This is a genomic window from Psychrobacter sp. 16-MNA-CIBAN-0192 (genome assembly GCF_040309565.1).
Classification (GTDB): domain Bacteria; phylum Pseudomonadota; class Gammaproteobacteria; order Pseudomonadales; family Moraxellaceae; genus Psychrobacter.
The window spans coordinates 1-242 of sequence record NZ_JBEOOX010000652.1; the positions used below are offsets into that span (position 1 = coordinate 1).

Here is a 242-nt window from a genome sequence, read left to right on the forward strand (position 1 = left end):
TCTTTGACCTCAGCTTCATTAGCAGAAAACAAGGCACTAACCGCTGAGGCCATCCGAGCGAATAATCCTGGCTGACTAGGTGCTGCTGCCACAGGGGCGGTATTTACAGGTGTTACTTTTACAGCCGGTTTTGCGGTGTCTTCTGCTGCTTTTTGAGGGGCGGTGAAGCCTTTTAATGCAGGCTCTGGAGACGCTGCGCGCTCAAGTTTACGAGGCTCATACAGATTTGCGGCAGGTTGCTC

1 protein-coding gene is annotated in these 242 nt (G+C 52.5%); it reads right to left on the reverse strand.

The genetic code is table 11. From position 1 onward, the window contains the following. The coding region (locus AAEY78_RS14730) for a hypothetical protein (RefSeq protein ID WP_352340216.1) at nt 1-242 on the reverse strand (242 nt) is incomplete at both ends.